The sequence below is a fragment of the Candidatus Eisenbacteria bacterium genome, from assembly GCA_030017955.1.
Classification (GTDB): Bacteria; Eisenbacteria; RBG-16-71-46; order JASEGR01; family JASEGR01; genus JASEGR01.
In genome coordinates this window covers 1-5,407 of the sequence record JASEGR010000118.1, presented here as the reverse complement: position 1 = coordinate 5,407, position 5,407 = coordinate 1, and the positions used below count along the sequence as shown (strand labels likewise).

Here is a 5,407-nt window from a genome sequence, read left to right as displayed (position 1 = left end):
GTGCACCGTTCTGGGGCAATGTCAACGTCAACTTATTTATGTTACGGTGCACTAGGAAAGAAAAGAGATTGGGAATGGGCATAATTGAGGTAAGCGGCCTTGTAAAGAAGTTTGGCGACCTCACTGCCGTGGACGGGGTGAGCTTTGAGATTGAGGAAGGAGAGATTTTCGGACTCCTTGGCCCCAATGGCGCCGGAAAGACGACGACAATCTCGATTCTCTCCTGCCTTCTCGCTCCATCAGGCGGAAGAGTCACTGTTGCCGGCATGGACGTTGTTGCAGATGCAAACGAGGTCAAGAAAATAATCGGAATAGTGCCTCAGGATATTGCGCTTTATCCCACGTTGTCTGCCCGTGACAACTTGAGTTTCTTCGGGCACATCTGCGGCCTCGGTGGGAAAGAGCTGAGGGAGAAAATTGATCTCGCACTTGAGATTGTCGGGCTCAGAGAGCGTGCAGGAGATACAGTCGAGAAGTATTCAGGCGGAATGAAGCGCCGCCTCAACCTCGCTGCGGGGCTTCTTGCCAAACCCAGGGTACTCTTTCTTGATGAGCCGACAGTCGGTGTTGATCCGCAGTCCCGGAACAACATCTTTGAGAATGTGCGACGGCTGAACGACGAGAAGGTCACAATCCTCTATACCACGCACTACATGGAAGAAGCCGAGCTCCTGTGTCACCGCGTGGGCGTGATGGACGAAGGGTGAATCATTGCTCTCGACACGCCGCGAAACCTGATAAATAACCTCGGCAAAGGGTTGATCGAAATCAGCGTCACACATGTCGGCCCGGACGTGATGGCTCGCATTGAAGACCTGCCTCAGGTGAAGCGAATATCGTTCCTTGACGGCAGACTATCGATAGAAACAACAGATGCTCAGCAGGCCATGCTCGGCATGATCGCTGCATTCAACGAAGCAGATATCGTCATGGATTCACTCAAAATCCTGGAGCCGAATCTGGAGAGTGTCTTTCTTCACCTGACAGGCAAGAGGCTTAGAGATTGACATGAGATCCTGGTACATCGCCTGGAAGGATTTGAAGATACTGTTCAAGGACAGGGGGGCAATCATAATGCTTTTCCTTGTCCCCCTGGTCGTCATGACCATTGCAGGCTTTGCTCTGTCCGGCCAGTACAGGAGCGGCCCCCGAGGGATCAGGGTGCCCTTTGTCGATCTGGATAGAAGTGACATCTCGCGACAGCTCGAAGCAGGCCTGACGGAAACCAGGGCACTGATACTCGAGGACAGCCTCACTGAGGGCGGGCCGGCGCGGGAAATGACTGAGAAAGAGGCGCGCCAAATCATTGAGATTGGTGAGAGGTCGGCCGCCATAGTGATACCCGAGGGTTTCGGCAAGAAAGTACAGACCGGCCAATCAACCGAGCTGATCATTCTCAGGGATCCGGGGAGTCAGGTCACTCAGAACGTCGTAAGGGGCATCCTGGAAGGATTCGCGTCAAAAATCTCCAGCGCGTCCATCGCTGTGCAAGTAGCCACCGAAGAAGTGATGAAAGCCACCAACGGCAGGGCCAGTCCGGGGAAAATTGCCATGTCCGCGCTCGAGCGGGCAAGGGGACTGCTGACTGAAGCGCCGGTTTCAGTCCGCAGCGAAGATGTGCAGAAGGTTGCGGGCAGCGAAATCGACCCCTTCAAACAGACTGTTCCCGGCTTTGCAGTAATGTTTGCGCTTTTCATAATGCTGAGCGGCGGGAACAGTTTTCTGGACGAGAAACGACTTGGTACTTACCGCCGCCTTCTGACCGCGCCCATACGCAGATCAGAGATCCTTGCAGGCAAACTGGTTCCCTATTTCATCACCGTCATAGTTCAGATGGTGTTCTTCTTCGCAGTTGGTCACTTCGTATTCCATATGGAGCTTGGGAACTCAATTGCCGGGCTCCTGATAATGTCAACTGCGGTAGCGCTTGCAGGGACCAGTATGGGCATCTTGATGGCATCTATTGTCAAGACAGAGGCCCAGCTTTCGAGCATCTCCGTATTGATTATTCTTGCGATGTCATCTCTGGGGGGCAGCTGGTGGCCGCTGGACATTGTGCCGGGTTTCATGCGCACGCTGGCGCACGTCGTCACCATCAATGCCTGGGCTCTCGATGGTTTCAAGGACCTTCTGTGGTACGGGAAAGGCGTAGTTGATATTCTTCCGGAAGCAGGAGTTCTCGTTGCGATTGCCGCCGCAGCTTTGGGTATTGGGGTGTGGCGCTTCAGATTTGACTGAATGATTGGTGCGGAAGGGGGGAGTTGAACCCCCACGAGGTTGCCCCCACTGGACCCTGAACCCAGCGCGTCTACCAGTTCCGCCACTTCCGCAGCAGTGCCTAGTGAGCGAATTCTACTGTCCGCAGCCGTGGCAGTCAACAAGAAGTGATTTTCTCCCTTCTTGACAGTGGGGCCCTGGACAGGTATCGTATCAGATGCATTCTAGGAAATCCCTCTTTTCTCTTAGTGTGATGGCCAGCGGGAATATGGGGAAGGATAGTCTGCTTTGAGAGTCGTCGTCTTCTACGGGCAGAATCAACCCCACAGGGTCGGTGCAGCAGAAAGACCTAGACCTGGCAGGGGCGAGGTTCTCCCGAAAGCCGCCACAAGTGACACCTACCGCACTGATCCTAACTACATCTATCACGGGGTCCCGATCACCAAGAAGCCCCTTTTAGTCCTCGGCCACGGGCTGGATGGAGTGGTCGGGGAAATAAGGGAAGGATTCGAGATTTGAAAGGCGGGGGAAGAATTCACGTACCCGCCGTTTTTGTTTTGGAAGCTGCTTTTGGGATTTCGGCTACTCGTGCTGATTCCTGGCTGGGAGGATCGGATGGAAATTAAGAAGGTTGGCGTGGTCGGATGTGGGCTGATGGGATCGGGTATCACACAGGTTTCGGCCCAGTCGGGATACGAAACCTGGGTGAAGGAAGTGGATGATGACCGGCTCAAGGAGGGCATAGGCAAGATAGAGAAGCTGCTCTCCACGGAAGTGGAGAGAGGAAGATTGACTGAGAATCAGATGACGGAGATGCTCGACAGGATAAACGGCACGATGAAGCTTGAAGACCTCAGGGCGTGTGACATCGTGATTGAAACGGTTGCGGAGGAGATAGCCTTGAAAAAGCAAATCTTCTCGGAACTTGACAAAGTAATCGGACGGGCGGCAATCCTGGCAAGTAACACATCCTCAATCTCAATTGCCGAGCTTGCTTCAGTCACGAAGAGGCCCGACAAGGTCATAGGGCTCCGTTTCTTCGACCCTGTTCCTGTCACCAAGCTTGTTGAAGTAGTACGGACTCCAACCGCAAGTGATGAAGTCATTTCAACAGGTGTCTCATTTGCAGAATCGCTCGGTAAGCAGCCAGTCGTTGTGAAAGATAGCTCAGGTTTTGCAGAAGGGGGAAACTAGAGATGGAAAAGCGAGTTCTTTTTGTTGACTCAACTTTGAGGGACGGTGAGCAGACGCCGGGAGTGAACATTTTTGCTCAGGAGAAACTTGAGATTGCCAAGATGCTGGAGGAACTCGGGATTGACAAGATTGAATGCGGATTCCCGGCGACCTCACCGTCTGACACGGAAGGCGTCAGGCTCATCGCGGAACACGTAACAAAGACAAGAGTGGGCGTAATCGCGAGAGCCACCAAGAAGGATATTGATGCGGCCTGGGATGCAGTGAAAGATGCAAAACTTCCCACCATAACCCCCTTCATTTCGGTGTCGCCTATCCACAGGAAGTACAAGCTCAACAAAAACAGGGAAGAAGTGCTGGATATGGCAGTCGAAGCTGTAATGCACGCGAAGCAATACACCGACAGCGTTGATTTCGCTTTCGAAGATGCAAGCAGGGCTGAGCCTGACTACCTGTCTGAGATAATCCAGGCAGTCGTTTCCGCGGGAGCGGTCGGACTCATAATCCCTGACACCGTCGGCTATTCTCAGCCGGAGGAATTTGGGAAACTCATCGCCGATATAAGGAAAAACGTAAAAGGGATAGATGATGAAAAATGTTATCTCAGCACGCACTGCCACAACGACCTGGGGCTGGCAGTTGCAAGCAGCTTGGCGGGTGTGAAGTCGGGGGCAATGCGGGTAGAAGGCACGGTTAACGGACTCGGCGAACGGGCGGGGAATGCCGCTCTCGAAGAAGTCATCATGAGTCTCGTTGTGAGAAAGGACTACTACCAGAGGGAAGTGATGATAGACACGACAAAAATCTATCCCCTTAGCCGGCTGGTAGCAAGGCATTCCGGCATGTTCCCTCAGGCCACGAAAGCAATAGTCGGTGACAATGCCTTTGCACACGAAGCCGGAATCCACCAGAACGGCGTCCTGAAAGAGCGTTCGACATACGAAATGATGGACCCTAAGAACCTCGGCATTGGAATCGGAAAGATAGTCCTCGGCAAGCACTCCGGAAGGAATGCTTTGAGCTGGAAGCTCAAGAAACTCGGAATTGAGTTCGCCCCGGACAAATTGGAAAAAGCATATTCTGAGTTCAAGACTCTGACCTTGAAGAAGAAGAAAATCGATGACCAAGACTTGATAGAGATTGCTTCGAAGTTGGGCGTAGAGTCGATTTCCCGCAAGTAGCCGGAAGCAGAGCCGGCGCACGGACCAGGGGCCAGGATTTCGTTCCTGCGTCCGGTTGGCGTGATGTCCAAGAGGAAGTGAGATGTACAAGATAGCCGTTATTCCCGGGGATGGGATCGGGCCTGAAGTAGTAAGGGAGGGCGTGAGAGTCCTGGATGAGGCGGCCCGACTGCTCGGATTTCAATGTGAGAAGATCGAATACCCGCACGGTGCAAATCACTACCTGAAGACCGGTGAGCTCTTTCCCGACTCGGCCATAACTGAGCTCAAGCAGATGGACGCAATTCTGTTCGGAGCAGTAGGGGATCCGAGAGTCGAAACAGGGCTCATGGAAAGGGCGATCGTCGGAGGCATGAGATCCAAGCTTGATCTCTACGTGAACCTGAGGCCGATAAAGCTCTACTCGGCCCATCTTACGCCTCTCAAGGACAAAGGGCCTGAAGATGTGGATTTTGTTGTGGTCCGGGAGAACACGGAAGATACCCGCGCAGGAGTAGGCGGATTTCTCAAGAAGGGCACACAGGATGAAGTCGCTGTTCAGGAGATGATTTACACGAGAAGAGGGACAGAGAAAGTTGTGCGTTTCGCATTTGAGCTGGCTCAGAAGAGACGGAAGCATCTCACCCTTGTTGACAAGGCGAACTCAATCCGGGCACACGACCTGTGGAGAAGAGTTTTCAAAGAAATCTCCGTGGGCTTTCCAGAGGTGGAGACAGACACTGCTTATGTTGATGCGGCGATCGTGTGGATGCTGGAGAAAGGTGATGTCATAGGCTTCCTGTAAAAGAGGAGATGGTGTAACCTCCGAAAAAGGA

At 53.1% G+C, this 5,407-nt stretch carries 7 protein-coding genes and 1 tRNA gene; 7 read left to right on the top strand and 1 reads right to left on the bottom strand.

Translation table 11 applies throughout. The annotated features are described in order from the left end of the window. The 3 genes from QME66_12465 to QME66_12455 form a co-directional block, all read left to right on the top strand. Window positions 1-707, top strand: a 707-nt coding sequence (locus QME66_12465; protein ID MDI6809770.1) for an ATP-binding cassette domain-containing protein, incomplete at its 5' end; no start/stop codon positions are given. Between the two features lie 117 nt (window positions 708-824). Beyond that, window positions 825-1,007: a hypothetical protein gene (locus tag QME66_12460; protein ID MDI6809769.1), complete on the top strand. Its 183-nt coding sequence runs from the start codon at window positions 825-827 to the stop codon at window positions 1,005-1,007. Window position 1,008: 1 nt separating this feature from the next. Next, the gene (locus QME66_12455) at window positions 1,009-2,238 is read left to right on the top strand and encodes an ABC transporter permease (protein MDI6809768.1); all 1,230 of its coding nucleotides are present in this window, start codon (window positions 1,009-1,011) and stop codon (window positions 2,236-2,238) included. 5 nt (window positions 2,239-2,243) lie between these two features. Here QME66_12455 and QME66_12450 read toward each other — a convergent pair. Beyond that, window positions 2,244-2,330, bottom strand: a tRNA-Leu gene (locus QME66_12450). Between the two features lie 175 nt (window positions 2,331-2,505). Here QME66_12450 and QME66_12445 point away from each other — a divergent pair. The 4 genes from QME66_12445 (at window position 2,506) to QME66_12430 (ending at window position 5,376) form a co-directional block, all read left to right on the top strand. Further along, window positions 2,506-2,736, top strand: coding sequence for a hypothetical protein (locus QME66_12445; protein MDI6809767.1), 231 nt, complete (start codon window positions 2,506-2,508; stop codon window positions 2,734-2,736). A 96-nt stretch (window positions 2,737-2,832) separates the two neighbouring features. Continuing rightward, window positions 2,833-3,411 (top strand): 3-hydroxyacyl-CoA dehydrogenase family protein, encoded by a 579-nt coding sequence (locus QME66_12440; GenBank protein MDI6809766.1) that lies wholly within the window; start codon window positions 2,833-2,835, stop codon window positions 3,409-3,411. A 2-nt stretch (window positions 3,412-3,413) separates the two neighbouring features. Next, window positions 3,414-4,592 (top strand): 2-isopropylmalate synthase, encoded by a 1,179-nt coding sequence (locus QME66_12435; protein ID MDI6809765.1) that lies wholly within the window; start codon window positions 3,414-3,416, stop codon window positions 4,590-4,592. 82 nt (window positions 4,593-4,674) lie between these two features. After that, complete coding sequence (locus QME66_12430; protein ID MDI6809764.1) at window positions 4,675-5,376, top strand: isocitrate/isopropylmalate family dehydrogenase; 702 nt, start codon at window positions 4,675-4,677, stop codon at window positions 5,374-5,376. Window positions 5,377-5,407 lie beyond the last annotated feature (31 nt).